Annotated in this window: 20 protein-coding genes; 11 read left to right on the plus strand and 9 right to left on the minus strand. The window is 50.5% G+C overall.

From position 1 onward, the window contains the following. Positions 1-67: 67 nt before the first annotated feature. Positions 68-586: a DUF4124 domain-containing protein gene (locus tag ACTZWV_RS04290; protein WP_444785352.1), complete on the minus strand. Its 519-nt coding sequence runs from the start codon at positions 584-586 to the stop codon at positions 68-70. Between the two features lie 123 nt (positions 587-709). Next, the gene (gene glnA, locus ACTZWV_RS04295) at positions 710-2,119 is read right to left on the minus strand and encodes a glutamate--ammonia ligase (protein ID WP_444785353.1); all 1,410 of its coding nucleotides are present in this window, start codon (positions 2,117-2,119) and stop codon (positions 710-712) included. Positions 2,120-2,466: 347 nt separating this feature from the next. Here glnA and typA point away from each other — a divergent pair, with 347 nt between their 5' ends. From typA to ACTZWV_RS04325, 6 genes are all read left to right on the plus strand, one after another. Further along, positions 2,467-4,296, plus strand: coding sequence for a translational GTPase TypA (gene typA, locus ACTZWV_RS04300; RefSeq protein ID WP_305552500.1), 1,830 nt, complete (start codon positions 2,467-2,469; stop codon positions 4,294-4,296). Between the two features lie 152 nt (positions 4,297-4,448). Next, the gene (locus ACTZWV_RS04305; protein ID WP_444785354.1) at positions 4,449-5,348 is read left to right on the plus strand and encodes a virulence factor BrkB family protein; all 900 of its coding nucleotides are present in this window, start codon (positions 4,449-4,451) and stop codon (positions 5,346-5,348) included. Then, positions 5,349-5,786: a D-aminoacyl-tRNA deacylase gene (gene dtd / locus ACTZWV_RS04310; RefSeq protein ID WP_444785355.1), complete on the plus strand. Its 438-nt coding sequence runs from the start codon at positions 5,349-5,351 to the stop codon at positions 5,784-5,786. A gap of 40 nt (positions 5,787-5,826) precedes the next feature. Beyond that, complete coding sequence (locus ACTZWV_RS04315; RefSeq protein ID WP_444785356.1) at positions 5,827-6,741, plus strand: bifunctional GNAT family N-acetyltransferase/hotdog fold thioesterase; 915 nt, start codon at positions 5,827-5,829, stop codon at positions 6,739-6,741. Further along, positions 6,738-7,547: an NAD(P)H-binding protein gene (locus ACTZWV_RS04320; RefSeq protein ID WP_444785357.1), complete on the plus strand. Its 810-nt coding sequence runs from the start codon at positions 6,738-6,740 to the stop codon at positions 7,545-7,547. The genes ACTZWV_RS04315 and ACTZWV_RS04320 overlap by 4 nt, the downstream gene beginning before the upstream one ends. Before the next feature lie 108 nt (positions 7,548-7,655). Next, complete coding sequence (locus tag ACTZWV_RS04325) at positions 7,656-8,270, plus strand: restriction endonuclease (RefSeq protein WP_444785358.1); 615 nt, start codon at positions 7,656-7,658, stop codon at positions 8,268-8,270. 194 nt (positions 8,271-8,464) lie between these two features. Here the strand turns inward: ACTZWV_RS04325 and ACTZWV_RS04330 are convergent, their stop codons facing one another. The 4 genes from ACTZWV_RS04330 to hutC form a co-directional block, all read right to left on the minus strand. Further along, positions 8,465-10,495, minus strand: coding sequence for a methyl-accepting chemotaxis protein (locus ACTZWV_RS04330; protein WP_444785359.1), 2,031 nt, complete (start codon positions 10,493-10,495; stop codon positions 8,465-8,467). Between the two features lie 157 nt (positions 10,496-10,652). Beyond that, entirely contained in the window at positions 10,653-12,188 is a 1,536-nt protein-coding gene (gene hutH / locus ACTZWV_RS04335; RefSeq protein ID WP_444785360.1) for a histidine ammonia-lyase, read from the minus strand. 4 nt (positions 12,189-12,192) lie between these two features. Next, entirely contained in the window at positions 12,193-13,866 is a 1,674-nt protein-coding gene (gene hutU / locus ACTZWV_RS04340) for a urocanate hydratase (protein ID WP_444785361.1), read from the minus strand. Continuing rightward, positions 13,866-14,594, minus strand: coding sequence for a histidine utilization repressor (gene hutC / locus ACTZWV_RS04345; RefSeq protein WP_444785362.1), 729 nt, complete (start codon positions 14,592-14,594; stop codon positions 13,866-13,868). Before hutC ends, hutU begins: the two co-directional genes overlap by 1 nt. A 99-nt stretch (positions 14,595-14,693) precedes the next feature. Between hutC and hutI the strand changes: the two genes are divergently transcribed. Beyond that, positions 14,694-15,920, plus strand: coding sequence for an imidazolonepropionase (gene hutI, locus ACTZWV_RS04350; RefSeq protein WP_444785363.1), 1,227 nt, complete (start codon positions 14,694-14,696; stop codon positions 15,918-15,920). A 62-nt stretch (positions 15,921-15,982) separates the two neighbouring features. After that, entirely contained in the window at positions 15,983-17,512 is a 1,530-nt protein-coding gene (locus tag ACTZWV_RS04355; protein ID WP_444785364.1) for a putative bifunctional diguanylate cyclase/phosphodiesterase, read from the plus strand. Here ACTZWV_RS04355 and ACTZWV_RS04360 read toward each other — a convergent pair. Continuing rightward, positions 17,499-18,539: a formimidoylglutamase gene (locus ACTZWV_RS04360; RefSeq protein ID WP_444785365.1), complete on the minus strand. Its 1,041-nt coding sequence runs from the start codon at positions 18,537-18,539 to the stop codon at positions 17,499-17,501. The two genes, ACTZWV_RS04355 and ACTZWV_RS04360, sit on opposite strands and share 14 nt — an antisense overlap. A 14-nt stretch (positions 18,540-18,553) precedes the next feature. Then, positions 18,554-19,039 carry a ribonuclease E activity regulator RraA gene (rraA, locus tag ACTZWV_RS04365; protein ID WP_173499304.1) on the minus strand — a complete coding sequence of 162 codons (486 nt, stop codon included), beginning with the start codon at positions 19,037-19,039 and terminating at the stop codon, positions 18,554-18,556. Between the two features lie 166 nt (positions 19,040-19,205). Here rraA and ACTZWV_RS04370 point away from each other — a divergent pair, with 166 nt between their 5' ends. The 3 genes from ACTZWV_RS04370 (at position 19,206) to ACTZWV_RS04380 (ending at position 23,727) form a co-directional block, all read left to right on the plus strand. Beyond that, positions 19,206-21,203 carry a putative bifunctional diguanylate cyclase/phosphodiesterase gene (locus ACTZWV_RS04370; RefSeq protein WP_444785366.1) on the plus strand — a complete coding sequence of 666 codons (1,998 nt, stop codon included), beginning with the start codon at positions 19,206-19,208 and terminating at the stop codon, positions 21,201-21,203. Between the two features lie 55 nt (positions 21,204-21,258). Next, positions 21,259-21,783, plus strand: coding sequence for a phosphatase PAP2 family protein (locus ACTZWV_RS04375; protein ID WP_444785367.1), 525 nt, complete (start codon positions 21,259-21,261; stop codon positions 21,781-21,783). An 84-nt stretch (positions 21,784-21,867) separates the two neighbouring features. Further along, the gene (locus ACTZWV_RS04380) at positions 21,868-23,727 is read left to right on the plus strand and encodes a methyl-accepting chemotaxis protein (protein WP_444785368.1); all 1,860 of its coding nucleotides are present in this window, start codon (positions 21,868-21,870) and stop codon (positions 23,725-23,727) included. A gap of 5 nt (positions 23,728-23,732) precedes the next feature. Here the strand turns inward: ACTZWV_RS04380 and ACTZWV_RS04385 are convergent, their stop codons facing one another. Then, complete coding sequence (locus ACTZWV_RS04385) at positions 23,733-24,137, minus strand: gamma-butyrobetaine hydroxylase-like domain-containing protein (RefSeq protein WP_444785369.1); 405 nt, start codon at positions 24,135-24,137, stop codon at positions 23,733-23,735.

A 24,137-nucleotide genomic window follows, 5' to 3' on the forward strand; every position in this document is an offset into this window, starting at 1 on the left:
TTGCACCAAATTGGTGCGCTAAGTTGACAGTGTAATTCAGTTCAGGCTGAATTGCATAGCATACGCACTAATTTGGTGATATTGCCGAGGCTCTATGTAAATAGAAGGTCGTTACAGGACTTGTTGCAATAAGCTTGCCGTTTTGATCAAAAAGTTCCATCTGGAGTTTGTGTTCGCCACGCTCTATATCGCGCAGAATAAATACTGCATTGTTTTGTGGTTCTACTTTGGCCTGGCCATCAATTAATAACCGTACGCGAAGGCCACGTTGAAACATCGGGCTGATTTTGCCGGAAACATAGACTGAACCGGTATTGTCGCGCACCGTACCCTGATCTTCCGGCTGTACAATTTCTACCGTAAAGGGTTCAACCGGCGGGGCTTTGCGTGCCGGCAGGGTTGGGTCTGTTGCTTCCATGATGTTAGCGCGACTGGATAAATTCAGCTCCTCAGCGCCCGGTTGCGGGCTGTCAGAAAATACCAGCACACCATTGGCGTCGCGGGTAACAAACACCTTTTTACTGTCTTGCGCCATTATTGGCATTGCAACAAACAATAATATGAAAATAAACAATACTTTATTCATTGGTTAACTAAGATCCATTTTATATTTATTATTGTAGTTCCATCGCGCTACTCTAGCTTGCTTTGTGTTCTTTTTCTACAAAAAAAAAGCTCACCGAAGTGAGCTTTTTATCAGCCAGCGGCGTTAAACGCTGTAATACAGTTCAAATTCCAGCGGATGAACAGATACTGCCACTCTGCGGGCTTCGCCACGTTTAATGTCAATATAAGCATCGATCATCGCATCAGACATTACGCCGCCTTTAGTAAAGATAGCGCGGTTTTTGTCCAGCTCGTTCAGGGCTTCTTCCAGTGAGGTGGAAACTTGTGGAATGTTAGCGGCTTCTTCTGCCGGTAAGTCGTACAAGTCTTTATCCATTGCATCGCCCGGGTGAATTTTGTTCTGAATACCGTCCAGGCCAGCCATCAGCTGAGCTACAAAAGCCAGGTATGGGTTAGCTGCCGGATCCGGGAAGCGGCATTCAATACGACGCGCTTTGGCACTTGGTACCAACGGGATACGGATAGACGCTGAGCGGTTACGCGCAGAATACGCCAGCATTACCGGTGCTTCAAAGTGCGGTACTAAACGCTTGTATGAGTTAGTCGACGGGTTGGTAAAGGCGTTAATGGCCTTAGCATGTTTAATAATGCCGCCGATATAGTACAGCGCGGTTTCAGACAGACCGGCATATTTATCACCGGCAAACAGGTTTACACCGTCTTTCGCCAGAGATTGGTGACAGTGCATACCTGAACCATTATCACCTACTAACGGCTTCGGCATAAAGGTTACGGTTTTGCCATACAGGTGCGCAACGTTGTGAATAACGTACTTAAGTTGCTGCACTTCATCGGCTTTCTTAGTTAAGCTGTTGAACTTGGTAGCGATCTCGTTCTGGCCGGCAGTAGCAACTTCGTGGTGGTGCGCTTCAACGGTTTGTCCCATTTCTTCCAGCACCATACACATGGCGCTACGGATATCATGGCCCGAATCTACCGGTGGTAACGGGAAGTAACCGCCTTTTACGCTTGGACGGTGGCCTTTGTTACCATCTTCATAGCTGGTACCTGAGTTCCAGGCCGCTTCAGTTGAGTTAATTTTAAAGAATGAACCTGACATCGTAGTTTCAAAACGGATGTCGTCAAACATAAAGAATTCCGGCTCCGGGCCAAACAAGATAGTGTCAGCGATACCGGTAGATTTCAGGTACTCTTCAGCGCGTTTGGCGATAGAGCGCGGATCGCGGTCGTAGCCCTGCATGGTGCTGGGTTCGATTACGTCACAGGTAATGTTTAAGGTGGTTTCTTCAAAGAACGGGTCTAATACCGCAGTAGAAGCGTCCGGCATCAGGATCATGTCTGAGTCGTTAATACCTTTCCAACCGGCAATAGAAGAGCCGTCAAACATTTTACCGTCTTCAAAGAAGTCTGCGGTAATTTGGTTAACAGGAACAGTCACATGCTGCTCTTTACCTTTGGTGTCGGTAAAACGTAAATCTACAAACTTCACTTCATTTTCTTTAATTAAACTCAGTACAGATGATGCAGACATGCATTCCTCCAATTAATCTGTTTTGAACTGATTTAGCGGTGTTGCGCCATTAAATGCCAGATATATGCCAATAACCTAAGTTGTTGAATAATTTGAATATGCTTTGGCGTGGTGCGCTTGGGTAAAGCTGCTGCGCACCATTTTGGTGCTGACAAGCTCTATTCTGGTGCGGCACGGGCAGGGGTAAGTGTAGCTGCATATTACCCCGCCGATAAAAAAAATCGCCGAAACCGCAGTTGCTGTTTTTCTTTCCCGGTAAAAACAGAGTAGAATATGCGCCCTTTAGTTTCAGTTAGTTTTGCCTGGTGGTCATTACGGTCATCTAGTGCCACAGAGGATATATTTACATGAGCGTTACCGCGACCTACTTAGAAAAGCTGCGCAATGTTGCCATTATTGCGCACGTTGACCATGGTAAAACCACCCTGGTTGACAAACTGCTGCAGCAGTCTGGCACCTTTGATGCCCGCGCCAAATTACAGGAGCGCGTAATGGATTCGAATGCGCAGGAATCTGAGCGCGGTATAACTATCCTGGCAAAGAACACTTCGGTGCGCTGGAACGGTTACCACATTAATATCCTTGATACGCCCGGCCACGCCGACTTCGGTGGTGAAGTAGAGCGCGTACTGTCAATGGCCGACTCAGTATTACTGTTGGTTGACGCCGTTGACGGCCCAATGCCGCAAACACGCTTTGTAACGCAAAAGGCCTTCTCACACGGTTTAAAGCCGATTGTGGTAGTGAATAAAATCGACCGCCCGGGTGCACGTCCGGATTGGGTTATCGACCAGGTATTTGACCTGTTTGATAACTTAGGTGCTACTGACGAGCAGTTAGATTTCCCTATTGTATACGCCTCGGCATTAAACGGCTGGGCGACACTGGATTACAACGAGCCAAAAACGGATATCACTGATCTGTTTGAAGCCATTGTAAAACACGTAGCGCCGCCGTCAGTTGAACTGGACGGCGAAACCCAGTTACAGGTATCACAGCTGGATTACTCCAGCTACCTGGGCATTATCGGTATCGGTCGTATTAAACGTGGCAGCTTAAAATCAAACCAGCAGGTCACCATTGTGGGTGCTGACGGTAGTAAGCGTAACGGTAAAGTAGGCCAGGTATTCGGTTACCTGGGTTTAGAGCGCGTTGAAACGGCAGAAGCGAATGCCGGTGATATCGTGGCTTTTACCGGTTTGGGTGAGCTGAAAATCTCTGACACTATTTGTGCCACCACTAAAGTAGAAGCATTGCCTGCCCTGCAGGTCGATGAACCTACTGTTACCATGACATTCCAGGTAAATACGTCACCTTTCGCCGGTAAAGAAGGTAAGTTTGTTACCTCGCGTCAGATTTTAGAGCGTTTAACTAACGAGCTGAAACACAACGTAGCACTGCGGGTTGAAGAAACCGAAGACGGTGATAAGTTCAAAGTATCCGGTCGTGGCGAATTGCACCTTGGTGTACTAATTGAAAATATGCGTCGCGAAGGTTTCGAATTAGCCGTATCACGCCCTGAAGTAATCATGAAAGTGGTTGACGGCGCGAAGATGGAGCCTATGGAAAACGTTACTATCGACTGTGAAGAGCAGAACCAGGGCTCTATCATGGAACGTATGGGCGAGCGTAAAGCTGAAATGACCAATATGCAGCCAGACGGTAAAGGCCGTATCCGGATGGATTTCTTAATGCCAAGCCGTGGTTTAATTGGTTTCCGTACCGAATTTATGACCATTACCTCAGGTACCGGTTTGATGTACCACAGCTTTGACCACTACGGTGCGCACAAAGGTGGCACTATCGGTCAGCGCACCAACGGTGTCATGATCTCTAATGCTATGGGTAAAGCAGCCGGTTATGCCATTTTCTCCTTACAGGAACGTGGCCGGATGTTTATCAGCCACGCTGAAGAAGTGTACGAAGGTCAGGTTATCGGTATTCACAGCCGTAGCAACGACTTAACAGTTAACTGTTTGAAAGGTAAGCAGTTAACTAACGTGCGCGCTTCCGGTACTGATGAAGCCATCAACCTGGTACCGCCAATCCGTTACACTTTGGAGCAGGCATTAGAGTTTATTGACGACGACGAACTGGTAGAAGTTACACCTAAGTCGATCCGTATCCGTAAACGTCACCTGACAGAAAACGATCGTAAGCGCGCCAGCCGCGGTTAATACCGTTTAGCGAGCTGACAAAAAGCCGGCATTGATGCCGGCTTTTTTTTACGTAATATTCAGTACTTAGCAATTTATAGTCTTCAACGATGCTGGTTGAGTTACTGCTTTTCTTGTATCCTCTGGCAGTATTTATGTGATTTGGAGGCGTTATGCTGCCTGAGTGGCACCCCTATCTAAAAACGGCTGTGCGCTTTATTAAGCTCTATATCCAGCGTTGTCAGCAGGATCAAATTGGCGTAATTGGCGGTTATCTGGCGTATATCTCGCTGTTGTCAGTGGTGCCTTTGATCGCAGTAATGTTTTCCATGTTGAGTGCTTTTCCGATGTTTGGCGAGTTTCGTCAGGCCATTGAAGCTTTTGTTTACGCCAATGTGATCCCTTCACGTGGTGAGGAAATTCAAACCTACATTAACCAGTTTATCGGCAATACCGGTGGTATGACGGCAATCGGCATTACGGCACTGGTGGTTGTTGCCTTGCTGCTTATTCACAATATTGATAAAACACTGAATAAAATCTGGCGGGTCACCAAAAGACCAAGACCGGTTATCTCATTTTCTATTTACTGGATGATTTTGACATTAGGGCCCATTCTGTTTGGTTCATCCATTGCGGTAACATCTTATCTGATCAGGCTAACCCGCTTTGCTGAAGGCTACACTCCGGGGTTGTCTACCCTGTTGTTGGGTGTGGTGCCATATCTGATGTCGTTGCTGGCATTTTTTCTGCTGTATCTGGTGGTGCCGAATATCAAAGTCCGCAGCCGTCATGCTTTTTTTGGTGCTTTGCTGGCGATGATATTGTTTGAATTATCCAAACGCGGTTTTGCGGTTTACGTAACACATTTTCCGGCCTACGACACTCTGTACGGTGCGCTGGCATTAGTGCCGATAGTCTTTGTCTGGGTGTATTTGTGCTGGCTGGTAGTGCTGCTGGGGGCGGAACTTACCGCTTTGTTGCAGCAAATTGCGGCCGATACAGAAAAGGCCGACAGTGATGATCCTGATCAAAACAACCCTGATGACGATGACTCAGAGGCAGTAGCGTAGATGAAGGCGCTTATTCAACGAGTCAGTGAAGCGGCAGTAAGGGTTGACGGCAATATTATTGCACAGATTGACCGTGGTTTACTGGTGTTGCTTGGTGTTGAAGCCGCTGACGATGCGGCAATTACAACCAGGCTGGCGCACAAGGTTTGCCATTACCGCGTGTTTTCAGATGCTGACGGTAAGATGAATTTAAACGTACAGCAGGCCGGTGGCAGCGTGTTGGTGGTATCACAGTTCACCCTGGCAGCAGATACCAACTCAGGTTTAAGGCCCAGCTTTACGCCCGCGGCAGTGCCTGACAAAGCCGACCAGCACTACCTGGCCTTTGTGGCATATTGCCGCTCGCTTGGGCTGAACACTGCTACCGGGCAATTTGGCGCTGATATGCAGGTTAGCCTGACTAATGACGGCCCCGTGACTTTTTTACTGCAGAGCTGATTTTTCGGAGCTGCAGAGCTGATTTTTCGGAGTAGTACCTATGCGGCATTGGCAATTACGCCCACCTCAAACGCCACAAGAATGGCAAGGTTATTATCAGCTGCGCTGGCAAGTACTGCGTGCTCCCTGGCAGCAGCCGCCCGGTTCCGAGCGCGACGAGCTAGAAGCCCGGGCTTATCATCTGATGTTGTTAACCCCTGATGGTGCGATTGCGGCTGTGGGCCGTTTGCATCAGCTTGAGCAAGGCGGTGCTCAGATACGTTATATGGCGGTAGCTGCTGAGTATCAGGGCAAAGGTGCCGGGAGCAAGGTGTTAGCGGCGCTGGAGATGCAGGCGGTGCAATGGGGCTGCAGTTATATCAGCTTAAATGCGCGGGACACGGCACTGCAGTTCTACCAACGCCTGGGGTATCAGCAAACCGGTGCTGCCCCGCAGTTATATGGTATTGCGCATGTTGTGATGCAAAAACACATCCGGCTGGCCGGTACAGCTGAGCAGCATCAGTTGTGGTGCAAACAACTGGCAGACACCTGGCAGCAAACGATACCGCTAAGCCACTATATGCAGCTTGCTATCAGCAGTTTTGACGGCAATGAACTACGCTGTGCTGCGCCATTGGCGCCAAACATTAACCTGCATCAGACCATGTTTGCCGGCAGCATTTATGCGCTGGCGACTTTAACCGGTTGGGGCATGCTGTATTTGCAATTGCAGGCGCTGGGACTGCACGGCGACCAGGTCCTGGCAGACGCCGGTATCAGATATCTACGACCGGTTGCAGCTGAGCCGCAAGCGCGTTGTGCATTGCAGCATTGCAGTGGGGCTTTAACCGCGTTGGCGGAGGGGCGCAAAGTGGTGCAGCAAATCAAAGTACAGATTTTTTCTGCCGGCGAGCTGGCGGCGGAATTCAATGGCCGCTATGCGGTACTGCCGCAAAAAAGCGAAACTGTATGAAAGTGATTATTGTTGGTTGTGGTTGGTTAGGACAGCAATTGGCAGCAGTGCTGTGCCGCACAGGGTATCAGGTAACTGCTACCCGACGTTCTGTCGCTGCCCTGGCAGATTTGCCGGCAGGCGTAGCGGGAATAGCGCTGGATCTTAACACTCCACTGGTCGCCGATGAGGCGTTAAATGCAATTTTTAACGATGCGATTGTTATCTGTGCTATTGCCCCTGGCCGTCAGCAGCCGGGCAATAATTATATCCAATCACTACAGCGGTTAAGCGCAGTGATGCAACAGGCCGGTAGCCGTGGCGTGCTGCATTTTAGCTCCAGTGGTATTTATCAGGGGTTGGATGGTGATGCGGATGAAACTGCTGACCTGCAATTGCAGCACCCCAGGGTGCAGTTACTGGCCGGCGGTGAACAAGCCTTGCAGCAATTTGGCGGTTGTATCACATTGCGTCTGGCGGGCTTAATGGGGCCGGGCCGCCAACCCGGACATTTTGTCGCCGGTAAAACTCTGCCGGACCCCGATGCACCGGTTAATATGCTGCACAGCAATGATATAATCGCAGCAGTACAGCGTATATTAGCGCTGCCGGCGCTCAGCCCCGCTATTTATAACCTGTGTTGCCCTGTGCCTGTATCCAGGCGGGTGTTCTATCAGCAGGCTGCGGCGCTGGCTGGTAGTGAGGTAGAGTTTGCAGTTTACACCGACACTCAGCGGCGGGTTAATCCGCAGCGTTTTATTGCACAGTACGGTTTTCACTACTGTTATCAATCAGCTTGCGACGCTTTAGCAGACTGCGATTGCTGATATAAACAGCAGCCAATGTTTTTATAATGCATTTATCAGCTTCCTGTTAAGAAAAATTCCGGCACTGCGCTGATACTGAACGCTCAACAAAAGGGCGTTGAGGTTGTTATGAAAAATAAATGGTTGCTTGTTTCTTCTGTCAGTACCGCACTGGGAATTGTTGCCGGCACTGTCTACCTGTTCTTCGCTGAGCACTCTTTGCTGCAAAGCAACAATAGCTGGGTACTGTCGGCATTCTGGTCTGCTTTTATGCTGTGGAGCTTTGTGCTGATGTTCGTTGTCGCACTTTTATTTAATGTGTTGGCATTTTTTGAACTGGATGAACAGCACAAACTGTTTGGTCTGGCATTGCCACTGCGGGCGTTTCTGTCTTCGGCGGACAAAAAACAGCAGTTCTTGCAGGACGCAGAGCACTTTTTGCAGCGCTTAGGTAAATTGTCTCATTCGTCCAGAGTCAGCCCGGAATACCGCTGCTTGCAAGCTGAGCAGGAGAAGCTGGTTTATCTGCAGCAAGACGACCAGGCAGTAGACATTAATCAGATCAGAGCATTATTTCAGCAGATGCTGGCAGCAGATTTCAGCAGCGGTATTATTGTCAGCTATGCCGGTTTCAGCAGTCAGGCGTGGATCTTTGCCCGCGAAGCCAATATTGAATTACTGGACGCCAGAAGTTTAAAGAAACAGCAAAAGTTACAGCGCCAACAACAATTTGCTATGGTTTAATGTCGATATCATCTTTTCATCGGGTTTTTTGTTGCTGTTTTGGCACTATGGATAGCGAAAGGAATCAACAAAAAACACTGGGATGAGAAAATACTTCCTGCTGGCTGGACTTTGTCCAGCCTTTTTCTTTGTTATAACTTAAGTGACAAGTGACAAGTGACAAGTGACTGGCATCAAAAGTATCAGAACATTGCTCAGGAAACTTTAAAGGCGCTGGCGGCTTTTGTCAGCCCTGTAGCAAGAGTGGATACGCCATCGCTATGCTGTAAAGTACGCTGGGCTTTTTCGCTGCTAACCTGAGCAACTTCGATCATCTGTTGCATATTACTGTTGATATCATTACCCAGTTTCAGCTGCGTTTCTGTTGCTGCACTAACGCGGCTACTGATATCGCGGGTTTGCGCCAACGCCTGATTAACCAAGCTTAATGAGGCAACTAAGTCCAGTGTTTGCGCTACACAGCTGTCGGCATCTGCTTTGCCGTCTGTAATGGCAGCGACAGCCTGTTTACTTTGCAACTGCAGTGTTTCTATCATTTGGCGTATTTCATCCGTGGCTTGCCGGGTGCGTCCGGCTAAAGAGCGCACTTCGTCGGCTACTACGGCAAAGCCACGGCCTTGCTCTCCGGCACGGGCAGCTTCTATTGCAGCATTAAGTGCCAGTAAATTGGTTTGCTCGGCAATGCCGCGAATGGTGGCCAATATGCCGCCGATGTTATTGGCTTCATCATTTACTCTGCTCATCACTGCACTTGTTTCGGTTAGCTGCCCTGCTAACTTTGTAATCAGCTGCTTGTTTTGACCGGCAATGGCATCTATTTGCGTACCTTGCTCCAAAGCTTGCTGCATGGCCCGGGTACTTTCGGTCGATTGCATGGCAATATCGCGGGTGCTGTCGGCTAATTGCCGCGTCACGTCATTCACCAGTTCTATTTGTTGCTGTTGATGTTGCAACGAGTCATTAATTTCACCAACTTCATACGCAGATTGTTTGGCATTACCGTTCAGTTCTCCGGCGTTATGCTGAATATTTACAATCAGTGCGCTTAAGGCGTTGGTCAAACTGTTTACTTTGGCGGCCAGGGCGCCGAATTCATCCTGATGAGTAATGGTTAGCTTGCGGCTTAAATCGCCTTTGGCGATATCACCCAGTACTTTGTTTATGCCGGCCAGCGGGCGTAGCATGGCGTTAATTGTCAGGTAAGCGGCTGCCACTGCCAGTATGATCAATACCAACATCAGACTAAGGGTACGGGTGTTGCCGGAGCTGACCGCATCAGATACTTTCTGCTGCAAAGCATTAAATTGTGCATCAGCAGCTGCAAGGAGCTGATCCAGCGCCGAAATAACCTGCTCTACACTGCGCTCAGACTGGCTGAGTTGGTTGCGCGCTTGCTGTTGCGCAGCAACCTGTTGCAGTTTCAGGCTGGCCAGGCTTTCGCTGGCCTGCAATTGTGTGGTGAGTTCGGCTAACTGTGCGGTAACATCTTGCCATAAGCCGCCGGTATCGCGGCTGGCGACCAAATTGGCCATATAGTCGATATTGACTTGCATATCGCTTAAGGCAAAGCCAATATTTTCCTGCCCGGCTTCTGCTGCGGCCTGCTCAGTATAATTGCTCACCTCTTTTAAGGTATTCAGCAACCCCAGCAGCTGGCCGTCAATACGGTTAGCTGTGCCGGCAATTAACTCCATTTGCTGCTCGCTGCCGGGCAGCTCCAGATAAGAAATGTCCAGCAAATTGGCGCCTATATTATCGATAGTCTGCTCTAACTGTGAAAATTCCGTCAGCACGCGGCGTTGCAAAGCATTGCTTTGCAACCTGGCATTAAACATGTTGCTGACCGCCGCGGCATATTGCTGATAGCGGCTGTCTGTATCGCGGAGGGTTTGGCTAAAGGTCTGGCTGCTGCCGGTGAGAGTGGCTAAGGTGGCCAATTGCTGACGTAAAGTTTGGCTACCGGTATTAAATTGCTGCTGATAGCTGCTTATATCGTCGTCAGTTTCTGCGGTATAGCCCAGCGCTGATAGCTTGGCCAGCTTTAATAACTGAATTTGTGCGGCGTTACTGTGTTGCTGCACCGGCACGGCCAGTTGATTAACCTGATCTCCGGACTGGCTGATAGCCGAGAAGCTGAATAACGCCGAGCCACTGGACAACAACAGTAATATAGCTATAAAGCCAAAACCAATAATGACTTTATGCGCAACTTTTAATTTGATCACTGAGCTGAACTCCGCACTGTCGCTGAGCCTTAACCATAGACAGCAGCTGCTTGATAAACAAGCTGAAGTTAACAAAGAAAGCGGTACTGGTCCAGCCAGTAAAGAGGTACATGAACGAAAAGAGGGCGGCAGCACCAAAATGGTGCTGCCGTATAACTCAGAAGCTACATAACAGCTTTTGTGGTAACAGGGTATTTAACTGACGCTGGCGCAGTAAGTTGGCGCTTTGTTCAATATCCGGCGCAAAGTAGCGATCTTCGCCATAAAAACTTACCTGTTCGCGCAGGTAATGTTTGGCTTGCTCGATAGCCGGGGTCGATTTCAGCGGGGCGCGAAAATCCAGGCCCTGGGCTGCAGCCAGATATTCTACCGCCAATACACCCACGGTATTTTCTGCCATATCGGCTAAACGCCGTGCCGCAAAGGTCGCCATTGACACATGATCTTCCTGGTTTGCGGATGTGGGCAGGCTGTCTACCGAGGCCGGATGGGCCAGGCTTTTGTTTTCCGATGCCAGTGCCGCTGCGGTGACCTGGGCAATCATAAAGCCGCTGTTTACGCCACCGTTGGGCACTAAAAACGCCGGTAACTTACTTAACGTCGCGTCGATTAACAGCGCCATGCGCCGCTCAGATATAGCGCCGATTTCGGCAATCGCCAGCGCGAGGTTATCTGCTGCCATAGCGACAGGCTCGGCATGAAAGTTACCGCCGGACAAAATATCGTTGTCATCGGCAAACACCAACGGGTTGTCGGTAACGCCGTTAGCTTCTACTGCTAAGACTTCTGCCGCCTGACGGATCTGCGTTAAACAGGCGCCCATTACCTGTGGCTGACAGCGCAGGCTATAAGGGTCTTGTACTTTTTCGCAGTTATGATGCGCTTCGCCGATTTCTGACGTTGTGCCCAGCAGATGGCGATAAATGGCGGCCGCATCAATTTGGCCACGCTGGCCACGGGCCTGATGAATGCGATCGTCAAACGGTGAGCGGCTGCCCATGGCCGCTTCTACACTCATGGCGCCAATAACGCTACCTGCGGCAAATAAGTCCTCTGCTTTAAATAAGCCTTCCAGTGCCAGCGCGGTAGACGCCTGGGTGCCGTTAAGCAGCGCCAGGCCTTCTTTGGCTGCTAAGGTTACCGGCTCAAGACCGGCAAAGCCTAAACCTTCACGCGCATCATAGATCTGGCCTTTGTAACTGACTTCGCCTTCGCCAATCAGTGGCAATACCATATGTGACAGCGGCGCTAAGTCGCCGGATGCACCCACCGAGCCTTTTTTCGGAATGCAGGGGTAAACTTCGGCGTTGACCAGCTTAATCAGCGCTTCAATGACAGACAGCCGGATGCCGGAAAAGCCGCGCGCCAGCGAGTTAATTTTCAGCACCATTAATAAGCGCACTGTGCTGTCATCCATAATGTCGCCAAAGCCGGCAGCGTGGGATAACACGATAGAGCGTTGTAGCAACTCCAGCTCTTCGTTTTTAATCCGCGTATTGGCCAGCAAGCCAAAACCGGTATTAATGCCATACACCACGCGGTTTTGCTTAATAATATCGGCGACACAAGCTGCCGATTTTTCAATCCCGGCTATGGCAGAGTTGTCGAGGCTCAGCTCCACCGGGCCTTGTTGTACCTGGCGTAATTGCGCCAGTGTCAGGGTGCCCGGTACTAAATTCAGTTTAAAACTCATGTTGTTACTCCGTTACCATTGGCAGGTCTAAACCTTGTTCTGTCGCACAATTAACCGCAATATCATAACCGGCATCAGCATGGCGCATAACGCCGGTGCCCGGGTCGTTCCATAATACGCGGCCCAGGCGCGCCGCGGCGGCATCGGTGCCATCGGCCACTATCACCACGCCGCTGTGCTGGCTGTAGCCCATACCTACACCACCACCATGATGCAGTGATACCCAGGTAGCGCCACCGGCAGTGTTAAGCAGGGCATTTAGCAATGGCCAGTCTGATACGGCGTCAGAGCCATCGAGCATGGCTTCGGTTTCGCGGTTCGGGCTGGCAACAGAGCCTGAGTCGAGGTGATCGCGACCAATGACAACCGGTGCGCTCAGCTCGCCGTTTTTTACCATTTCGTTAAAGGCCAGCGCGATACGGGCGCGGTCTTTTAAACCAATCCAGCAAATGCGCGCCGGTAAGCCCTGAAACTGAATGCGCTCGCGCGCCATATCCAGCCAGTTATGCAGGTGCGGGTTATCCGGAATCAGCTCTTTTACTTTGGCATCGGTTTTATAAATATCTTCGGCATCGCCCGACAGGGCGACCCAGCGAAACGGCCCTATGCCTTCGCAGAACAGCGGCCGGATATAAGCCGGTACAAAACCGGGGAAATCAAAGGCATTCGTTACGCCTTCGTCTTTGGCCATCTGGCGGATATTGTTGCCGTAATCGGTGGCGACGGCGCCACGTTGCTGCATGGTTAATATTGCTTGTACCTGCACCGCCATCGATTGTTTAGCGGCTTTAACAACGCCCTCCTCGTCGGTTTTACGCTGCTCCGCCGCTTTTTCCAAGCTCCAACCCTGTGGCAGGTAGCCGTTTAACGGGTCGTGGGCAGACGTTTGGTCGGTTACTACATCCGGTGTAATATCGCGCGCGACTAACTCAGCAAACACATCAGCCGCATTGGCCAACAGGCCGATAGAGGTGGGCTTACCTTCCGCTTTAGCCGCTGCCAGCATGGCAAGGGCTTCATCCAGTGAGCGGGCCTTTTTATCCAGATAACGGGTTTTTAAGCGAAAATCGATACGGCTCTCATCTACTTCACAAGCCAGCATATGAAAACCGGCCATAGTTGCCGCTAATGGCTGGGCGCCGCCCATGCCACCTAAACCACCGGTTAATACCCATTTACCGGCTGCCAGGCCGTCAAAGTGTTGTTTGGCAATGGCAACAAAGGTTTCATAGGTGCCTTGCACTATGCCCTGAGTGCCGATGTAGATCCACGAACCGGCTGTCATCTGGCCGTACATCATCAGGCCTTTGCGATCCAATTCGTTAAAGTGCTGCCAGTTGGCCCAGGCGGGCACCAGGTTAGAGTTAGCAATCAATACACGTGGGGCGTCCGGGTGGGTCGGAAATACACCAACCGGCTTACCGCTTTGTACCAACAGCGTTTGGTTATCTTCCAGCCGGTTTAATACTTCAACAATTTTGTCATAGCACTGCCAGTTACGCGCTGCACGGCCAATACCGCCGTATACCACTAAGGCTTGCGGGTGCTCAGCCACTTCCGGGTCGAGGTTATTCATTAACATGCGTTTGGCGGCTTCAGTCTGCCAGCTTTTAGCGGTGATTTTGCTGCCGCGATCAGCGCGGATCACCCGGCTGTTATCAATACGTGGGTCTGTCATCAGATAGTCTCTCTGCTGCTGGGTAAGGAAAAGTTCAGATGGCCGCCTAAACGATAGCGGCTACCCGGTGAAGTTAAATACGCCAGGCTGACCGCGCCTTCACGGCTAAAGGTGCGGCGGGTCAAACGCAGGCAGGGTTCGGCTTTTTTCAGCACTAAATGCTTACAGGTAAAATCGTCCGGCCAAATGGCCTCAACGGTGTGTTCGGCTTCAGTCAGCGGCGCAATAAAGCTTAAATACTGGTGCGGTGTTTGCTGGTTAAAGTCTTGTTTTACGTAATCCGGCACCAGTTGCGGGCTTACGTAACGCGCCTCCAACTGCAGTGGCTGGTTGTTCTCTAAATGCACTATCAGGGAGAAATACACCGCTTCATTGCGCTTTAATCCCAGCGCGGCAGCAATAATGGTCGGGCAGGGCAGTTCGGTCAGCTGTAATAAACGCGCACTGTAGGCATGGCCGCGGCTGCTTATCTCGTCAGCAATATTGCGGATTTCCAGTAACGACGACTGCGATTTAAGCGCGGCAACAAAGCTGCCTACGCCCTGGGTGCGATACAAAATGCCTTGTTCGGTCAGCTCCTGCAGCGCGCGCCGTGCTGTCATCCGGCTGACACTAAACTGCACTGCCAGCTCGTTTTCTGATGGCACACGGCTGTGCTCCGGCCAGGCGGCAATTTCAATCTGGCTGAGCATGTACTCTTTAATTTCGGCAAATTTGGCAACAGCCATAACACCCCCTGGTTTTACTAAATAAAAAATAAGCTAATTTGGTTGTATATACAAGTTGTTGGTGTAAAATTATTTTAAAACCACTTACAGGATGCCCTTATGCAGCAGTTTGATGCCATCTGGATTAACGCCAATATCGCCACCATGACTGACAACGGCACTGCCTATGGCAGCATAGAAAACGACGCCCTGGCCGTTAAAGATGGCGTAATTGTTTTTGTTGGCAGTAAAGCTGATTTGCCGCCATTTGATGCTTTGGCTACTCCGCTGTATGACGCACAGGGGCAGTGGCTGCTGCCGGGTTTTATTGATTGCCATACGCATTTGGTATACGCCGGTAACCGTGCCAATGAGTTTGAAATGCGCCTGAATGGCGCCAGTTATCAGGATATTGCTGCGGCCGGCGGCGGTATCAAAGCGACGGTAGCGGCGACGCGCGCAGCCAGCCATGCCGACTTATTTGTGTTAGCCAAAGACCGGCTGAATACCTTGCTGGCACAAGGCGTTACCACGGTAGAAATAAAATCCGGCTATGGCCTCGATTTGGCCAGTGAGCAAAAAATCCTTGAAGTTGCCGCTGAGCTGGATAAGCACCATCCGGCAAGCGTACAAAAAACCTTTTTAGGCGCCCATGCCTTGCCGGCCGAATTTAACAATGATGCTGATGGCTACATTGAAGCCGTGTGTCAGATGTTGCCGCAGTTGCATGCACTTGGGCTGGTCGATGCCGTGGACGTATTTTGCGAGGGTATAGGTTTTAGCCTTGAACAAACACGCAAAGTATTTACTGCTGCTACAGCACTGGGGTTGCCGGTTAAAGCCCACGCCGAGCAATTATCTAACCTGGGTGGCAGTGCCTTAGTGGCACAGTTTGGCGGTTTGTCGGCGGATCATATCGAGTTTCTGGATGAAGCAGGTGTTGCCGCCATGGCCAAAGCCGGCAGCGTTGCGGTACTACTACCCGGCGCGTTTTACTTTTTACGCGAAACTCAGCTGCCGCCGATTGCACTGCTGCGTCAATACGGCGTGCCGATGGCAGTGGCCACCGATTTAAACCCCGGCACCTCGCCGCTGTGCTCCTTACCGTTAATGTTGAATATGGCCTGCACGCTGTTTCGTTTAACCCCGGAAGAAGCTTTACTGGGCGTAACCCGGCATGCAGCCACCGCACTTGGCTTATCAGACCGTGGTACTCTGGCGGTAGGGCAGCGGGCTGACTTTGCCTGTTATGCCATAAGCCGCCCGGCAGAGTTATGCTACCAATTTGGTGTAAATTCACTTAAACAGCTGATTATTAATGGTAAAGAGGTTAGCTATCGCCGTTAAGCCGCTTTACATCGGGTTATTTTAGATTAAGCTGATAACATAAATTACGCTGGAGTCCCGCTGTGCATTATCGGCTGCTTAGTTTAACCCTGTTTAGTTTTCCGCTGGCTGCTCAAACAGAGTCGTCCGCAGTGTCGGTTATCAGCTTGCTCAGTGGCTTGTTGCTGCTGAGCTTTATTTATCTGTTTAAGCTGAAATTTGATTTACATAAACTGCGCAAAAGCCGCCAGGCAAAGAAAGCCGGTCCGTTGGGATTTTATTCGCTGCATGACGATATCAGTGGTTTGCCAAATAAATTCTTCCTGCAACAACAATTAGAGCAGCTGTTGCTGCGTGCGCCGGAACAGCAATACTCGTTGCTGCTGATTAAAATAAGTCGCTTTGAGCACATTAACCAGTTGCTGGGGCACAGTAACAGTAATCTGGTATTGGCGCAGATAGCGCAGCGTATTAATGATCAACTAAAACCTGCAGAGCAGGCGCTGACCTTTGAGTTTCGCCAGCAAGATCCTGTCCGGCTGTGCCATTTAGGCGGGGTAGATTTTGCCGTTTGGCTCGACAGTAGCGATAAGCCGCACCTGGCGGAGTATTTGGCCGACAATCTGGAAAAAAATGTGCCGGAAGCCATGATAGTACATGGTTGTGCAGTGGACTACCGCTTGCTGTGCGGCATTGCGCACTACCCGGAGCATGGCAGCCAATTAAGTGAACTGCTGGAGCGCGCTTATCTGGCACAACAGCATCACAGCGTGCTGCAGGGTAAGAGCCAGGTATTTACTGCTGACATGCTGCACTACACCAGTGACCGCTTGGCGCTGATGGCCGGGTTACGTCAGGCGATCACTGACGGCCAACTGGCGTTATATGTGCAGCCGCAAATTGATATGCAAAGCCGCCAGGTGTTAGCCGGTGAGGTGTATCTGCGCTGGCGTCATCCGACGAAAGGCTTACTGACCCCCGATGTGTTTTTAGCACTGGCAGAAGAGATGGGCGTTATATATTCGCTAACCCAATGGGTATTAAATGAAGCCGTTGCCATGCTGGCAACGCTGAATCAGGCGCAGCTTGACTGCAAAATTGCGGTTAATATTTCCAGTAAAGATTTGCTGCATGACGAATTAATTGACAGCCTGGAGCAGCTGTTTGAAAAGTATCAGGTTAAACCACAGCAAATGATGCTGGAGCTGAAAGAAAGTGCACTGGTGGCTAATCCGGAAAAAGCCATGAGCATGATGCAACGTTTGCACCGGCTTGGCGTGGAATTAGCGCTTGACGACTTTGGCACCGGGTTTTCGTCGCTGGCTTATTTACGGCAACTGCCCATTCAGCATGTAAAGGTAGATTGTTCTTTTATTAACGAGTTGCACAAGTCTGATATGCATTCGGCTATTACCGGCGCTATTATAGATATGGCGCGTAACCTCAGCTTAGGGGTTATTGCTGAAGGGGTGGAAGAGGTAGAGGTTGAGCAAAAACTACTGCGCATGGGCTGTAGCCGTGGCCAGGGCTTTTTGTATTCCCGACCCTTTGAGTTAAGCGGTTTTGCTGTATGGCTAAAACAGTGGCAACAAAATGAAACTACAGCGCCGTAGCCTGATCTTGCTTGCCTTGCACAAAGGCATAAACCAGCGCGGCTAATACCTGGCCGGCTTCATTACTACCGGCAGCCAAACCCGCCGGATGTTGTGCCGGTGCGGCTTCTGCCAAATGCAGATAGCGGCTGCGCGGTAACTTAGCCAGTTGATAAACAAACTGCTCAGCTGCTTGTACGCTGATACCGCAATTGGTAAAAGCACTGACCGGCATCAGGCTGATGCTGTCAGTATCCAGTTCAATACCAATATCGCCGTGGCCTTGCACCACAAAGTCGATACACTGCTCTAACGCTTGCTGATAACTTAGCTCCTGCCGCACAAAAATACGCTGATAGCTGCAATATTCTGCACCGGCTTGTTGCAGCTGAGCCAAGGTGGCAGCCGAATTTTTTAATTCATGTAAGCCCAGCACAAAGTAATGTTGCAGGTAGCCGGCGTGCTGTGCATAGCTAAAGCCATTACCGCTGTGACGGCCTTCTAACGGGCGAAAATCGGAATGAGGGTCCAGGTTGGCACTATTGGCGCTGTGGCCGCTTACGCTTGCCAGAGCTTTCAGCAGCGGGTAGCTGTTATTGTGGCCACCGCCTATTACCACCGGCAACAGGTCTGCGGCAAAAATGGCCTCTGCTACCGCGCTAACACGGCTGTCTAAAGTTTCAACCAGTTGCCTGAGCTGGTGCACATCAGCGTTCTGCGCGCTTTGTTGCAGATCATCACAGCGGATATTGCCGAGCAACAAAATGTCCGCGGCGCGGATAAAGCTGTTGCTTTGCAAGTTGAGAAATTTAGTTAAGAACGCCTGCCAACCGGCATCGGCACCGGGTTGGCCCAAATTGGCTCTGGGGCCGATATCTTCCGGTATGCCCAGTAATACAAAACGGCAACCGCTGGCCCTGGCCTGCGCCAATTGCTCAGCTAAATCCAGCCGGGGTTGTGCCAGCTGTATGGCTTCGCCAAGCCGGGTTTCGCCGCTACGGCTGCTGCAGTAACGGCTAAGTTGCTGTTGTGTAATCAGATTCAGCATAACCAGGCTGCAGCTTATTCGATATCCAGCGCATCCGGCGACATAATAATGCCGGTGCTGTCGGCGTACAGGTGGTCGCCTGGCAAAAAGGTTACACCGGCAAAGTTTACCGGTACTTCGGTTTCGCCAAAGCCCTTATCGTCGGCGCCAACCGGAATGGCATTAACGGCGTGGATACCAATATCGAAGTCTTCTAACAGGTCCAGGTCACGCACACTGCCATAGCAAACAATGCCTTCCCAGCCGTTAGCCGCAGCAACAGAGGCTAACTCGGCATCAATAATGGCACGGCGGGCTGAGCCGCCGGCGTCAATCAGCAGTACCTTGCCAACGCCGGGGTCTGCTAACATTTGCCGCACTAAGCCGTTATCTTCAAAGCATTTTACCGTGTGGATCTGGCCGCCAAAAGAACGCCGGCCACCGTAGCTGGCAAACAGCGGTTCAACCACATCGACTAAATCGGCGTATAGATCACATAATTCAGATGTGTTGTATTCCATGGTGCGCTCCGGCAGGGTAGGGATGTGCCTCACAGTATAGCGCCGACCCGGCTAAGCTCAAACTATTATTATTATTGGCTTTTCATACTTTTCTGTTGGGGAGCTTATTGTCGCTGCAACAGATTATTTGTTAAGGTGTTGGTCTGATACTCAACAGGTAACTGCTGTGGCGCCTGAACTATTTGCCAGAATTGCTATTTACTTCACCCAACTGGGTGTGGCACTGCTTCTGAGTTATCTGTTGTGGAATTTCAGCCGTATATATCAACAAGCCTATATCAGATCCTGGTTTATGGCCTTGCTGGCTTTTGCGGTTTATCAGCTTGGCGCGATAATACATGGTGCAGGTAACAGCAACGCTGTGCTTGATGCGCTACTGTACTTCGTTGTTATCTGTAGCAGTTATGTATTTGCGGTGTTTTTGTTGCGCGGCATGTTGCAGACCCGCGACAACAGCAAGCATATGTTGCTGCAGTTGTCCGGCGTCCAACTGTTGCTGATATTCAGCGTCTTATCATTACTTTGTGTGTTGCCTTTTGCCCTGACAGATGCACTGAGCGATTGGCAACTGTATTTTCGCGTGTCAATCCGCTTGCTGTTAATGGGTATCATCTTACTGAGTGCCGCCGTCGGCTTATTGCCACGTGTTGAGCATTCTTTAGGGCAAAAGCTGGCGGTGATCAGCATGACACTGTGGGGCATGCTGTATATCAGCTTTGCCTTGTGGCAACTGTTGGCGGAGCAAAATGTGCCCGCTCTGGCATGGGTATTAGTGTACAAATGCGCAGAATTGTTTCTGTTATGTTGCTTAGGCCTGGCGCTGCTGATCTGGTTACAGGAACATGAGCGCAATACTAATTTGCAACTTACCGAAAAAACCCGCTACCTGAACCATTACGACCAGTTAACCGGCGCGCTGAACCGCGATGCCTTATTAGTAAGGCTGGAAGAGGCCTTGGCTCAGCAGCCCGGGCCGATTTATTTGTTGATGCTGGGGCTGGATAAATTTAAAACCGTCAATGAATCTGTTGGTTTAAAGCAAGGCGACTTAATACTGCGCCAGCTTAACCTGCGTTTTGACAACAGTATTTTAAAACCGGCTTTAATTGCCCGCACCGGTGGCGATATTTTCGCCCTGGTACTGACTGATATCAGCAATGACATCCAACTGCAGTTCGCGTTGCGTCATTTACAGCAACTGGTCGAAAAGCCTTTTATGCTGGAAAACGGCCAGCTGAAACTGAGTTGCACCATTGGCCTGGCTTGTTCGCCGCAAGATGGCAAGACTGCAGACAGTTTGCTGCAAAAAGCCAACATTGCTTTTCATCAGGCCAAACGCATACAGCAAAAGTGTTTGGCCTATCAAACCGGCATGGAAGATGAATCGGCGCGGTTAATCAGTTGGGAAACTGAGCTGCTGGCCGGCATGCAAAACGATGAATTTGTCCTGTATTTCCAGCCGCAGTTGAATGTTCGTGACAACAAATTGGATGCATTTGAGGTGTTGGTGCGTTGGCAGCATCCCGGCCGGGGCTTTTTAATGCCCGGCCAGTTTTTGCCTTTTGTCGAGCAGTTGGGGTTAAGCCGGCAACTGGATTTTTGGATCCTGCACAAAGCGGTGGCGACGCTGAGCCGTTGGAAACAGCAGCAGTTACAGATCCCTTTTGCAGTGAATATGTCATCGTTACATTTTCAGCAAGATGGTTTAAAACAAAAAATCCGCCAGTTATTGCAGCAATATCAGGTATCGCCTGAGCTGCTGGAGCTGGAGATCACCGAGAACACGGCTATGCATGATATGGAAAAAGGCTCGAATCACGTGATGGAGCTGCAGCAAATGGGCATTCGGGTCTCTATTGATGATTTTGGCACCGGCTATTCTTCGTTGGCATACTTGCGCCGCATGCCGATAGACAAGATTAAAATTGATCGCAGTTTTGTTATGGACATGGCCGGTAATGATTCCGACATGATGATAGTTAAAACCATGATTAAACTGGCGCATGGTCTGGGCAAGCGTATTTTAGCCGAAGGCGTGGAAACAGCTGTGCAGTTGCAGTTGCTGAAAAATATGTCGTGTGATGCCGTACAGGGCTACTATATTGCCAAGCCGTTATCTGAGGCCGATGCGTTAGCATTTTGCCGGCGCCAATTGTCATTGTAGCGTCACAAAGCGGGGTTAGGCTGTGTTGAGTCAGAGCAGATGACGAGGCACAAGCATGCTACTGAAACGTCTGGAACAATGGGACCACAGCTTTTTTTGCCGACTGTTCAGCCGCAGTACGTCGCGGCAGATGTTTATCAGCAGTTACTGGTTATCAAAAACTGCGGATGGCCCGCTTTATCTGGTGTTGGCTGTGCTGTTGGTTTGCTTTGAAGTGCTGGCTGCCGCCGATTTCACTTTGCTGTTGCTGGCTGCTTTCGCGGTGGAATTACCGCTGTACCTGATGCTGAAAAACAGCATCAAACGGGCACGGCCGGCAGATACGCTTACCGCTTTTATTTGTGCGCATATTACCCCGTCCGACCGCTTTAGCTTACCGTCCGGCCATACGGCTGGCGCCTTTGTCGTTGCTACCGCCGTTGCGTTGTACTTTCCGCTGTTTTTTCCTTTGGCGTTGTGTTGGGCTGTCTGTATTGGCATGTCACGCATAATGTTGGGGGTGCATTTCCCGCTGGATGTTATAGCTGGTGCGGCATTGGGGACAGTTAGCTGCCTGATTGCCTATTCGTTATGCAACTAAACATTTATCAGTAAAAAACAGCAGCTTTTTTCTCATGCCGGGCTATTCTCAAGAAAACTGTTAACAATTACCGGTGGTAGAAAAATGAGTCAGTTGCGACGATTGTCGATAAAGCAGCGTTTGTTTATTAATGGCGGTGCCCTTGTTGTGGCGATGGGCATTATGTTGTTTATTCTGTTTTATCAGGGCGGACAACTGACCAGCCTGGCCCGAACCCAGCAGTTGGTTGAGCAAATCAGCACCGATGTGCTGATGTTCCGCCGCCACGAAAAAGACTTTGTTATGCGCACCGAGCTGCGCTATCAGCAGCGGCTGAATGACCATTACCAGCAGATGCAGCAACGTGCGACAGAGCTTGATGCGTTATTACTGCAGCACGGTATTGCGCGGGAACCGCTGCAGAGCTTTCTTACGCTGACAGCCAGCTATCAGCAAACCTTTAATCAGTTGGTCAGTGCACAACAGCGGCTGGGCTTAACGCCTGAGACAGGCTTAATGGGCGAGCTGCGCCAGACTGTGCAGCAGTTGGAACAGCGCTTTGAGCAATTAAACCGCGACGATCTAATGGTATTAGTATTGCAGCTGCGCCGGGCTGAGAAAGATTTTTTACTGCGTAAAGATTTGGCTTACAGTGAGCGCTTTGCCGACACCTTTGCGCAGTTATCGCAGGGGCTGGCGGCAGACCCTGCCAGTAAAACTCTGGCCGATAGTTACAACCAACGTTTTATGGCTTTGGTGCAGGCTACGCAGCAAATTGGTTTGAGTGAAACAGAAGGCGCTACCGGTGAGATGCGCGCAGCTATCCACAGCACGGAAACCAGCCTGAAGCAGCTGTCTGAACAAACCGGTTTAGCGATAACGGCAGCCGTTAATGCAACAGAACGTTTAGCCATCGCGGTTTTTGTGCTGGTGTTAGCGGTTGTATTATTGTTAGTGGGGCTAACCAGCCGCAGTATTTTGCGTCCGGTAATGGAAGTGTGTGAAGCCATAGGTCTGATCCGCGCTAACAACGATTTTCGCATGCGGGTGGCAGTAGACGGTAAAGATGAAATGACCACTCTGGCCACAGACTTCAACGCCATGCTGGGCGATTTTCAGGATTTAATTAAAACGGTAAACCAGGCACTGGAAATGCTTGATACCGCTACCAATGAGCTGGCACGCTCTACCGCTGATACCAGCCGCGGCATGCAACAGCAGCAAAACGAAACCGATATGGTGGCTACAGCCGTCACTGAGATGGGCGCTACTATCAATGAAATTGCCAGCAACACCGAGACTACTGCCGCAAAAGCCGAAGCGACCAATCAGAACGCGCAAAGCGGCCGTGCCGAAGTGCAGCAAACCGTGCAGCGCATCAATACACTGTCAGAACGATTGCAAAATGCCACCAATGTTGTTTCTGAGTTAGAAAAAGACAGCAAAACTATCGGTTCAGTGCTGGATGTGATCCGCGGTATTGCTGAACAGACAAATTTGCTGGCGTTAAATGCCGCCATTGAAGCTGCACGTGCCGGCGAGCAGGGCCGTGGTTTTGCCGTGGTAGCCGACGAGGTGCGTAACCTGGCGATGCGAACTCAGGAGTCGACGCGGCAAATAGAAAGCATAGTAGGGGGCTTACAGGGGCGCACCAATGAAATAGTGCAGGTTATTCAGGGCTGTCGTCAGCAGGGCAGTGAAAGTGCAGAGCAAGCTAATGTGGCGATGCAACTGCTGACCGAAATTACCCAGGATGTTACCAATATTATGGATATGACCACGCAAATAGCGGCTGCCATTGAAGAGCAAAGCCATGTTGCCGCTGAAGTGAATAAAAACGTGGTGAAAATTCGCGATTTGTCAGACGAAACCTACGGCCATGCCAAACACAATGCGGCGATAAGCGAAGAGGTTGCGCAGCAAGCCGCGCGGTTACATCAATCAGTCGACCGTTTTCAGGCCTGAGCTTTTTAGCGCCGCACGCTAACCGGAATTAACGCTTCCCGGTTAGCGTTGGCATTGGCCAGTTGCTGTAAGTAGTTCTGCCATAAGTTGCTTTGTTGTTGTGCCAACTGGTGTAAATAGGGCCAACTGTAAATGCCGCTGTCATGGCCATCGTCAAACACCAGCTTTACCGCATAATGGCCAACCGGTTGCAGTTTGCTGATGCCAACCTGCTTTTTATTGCTCACCAGCTTGGGCTTACCGTGGCCACGCACCTCGGCCGAGGGCGAGAACACGCGCAAAAACTCTGCACTAAAAGTCACCACAGAGCCCTCGCTGAACGTGACGTCCAGCATCCGGCTGTGGCGGTGGTAATGCAGGCTGCTCACCTGCAGCTGAGTAGCTTGTGCGCTGTGCTCTGAGTTAGTCAT

Source organism: Rheinheimera sp. NSM (assembly GCF_052380015.1).
Classification (GTDB): domain Bacteria; phylum Pseudomonadota; class Gammaproteobacteria; order Enterobacterales; family Alteromonadaceae; genus Alishewanella.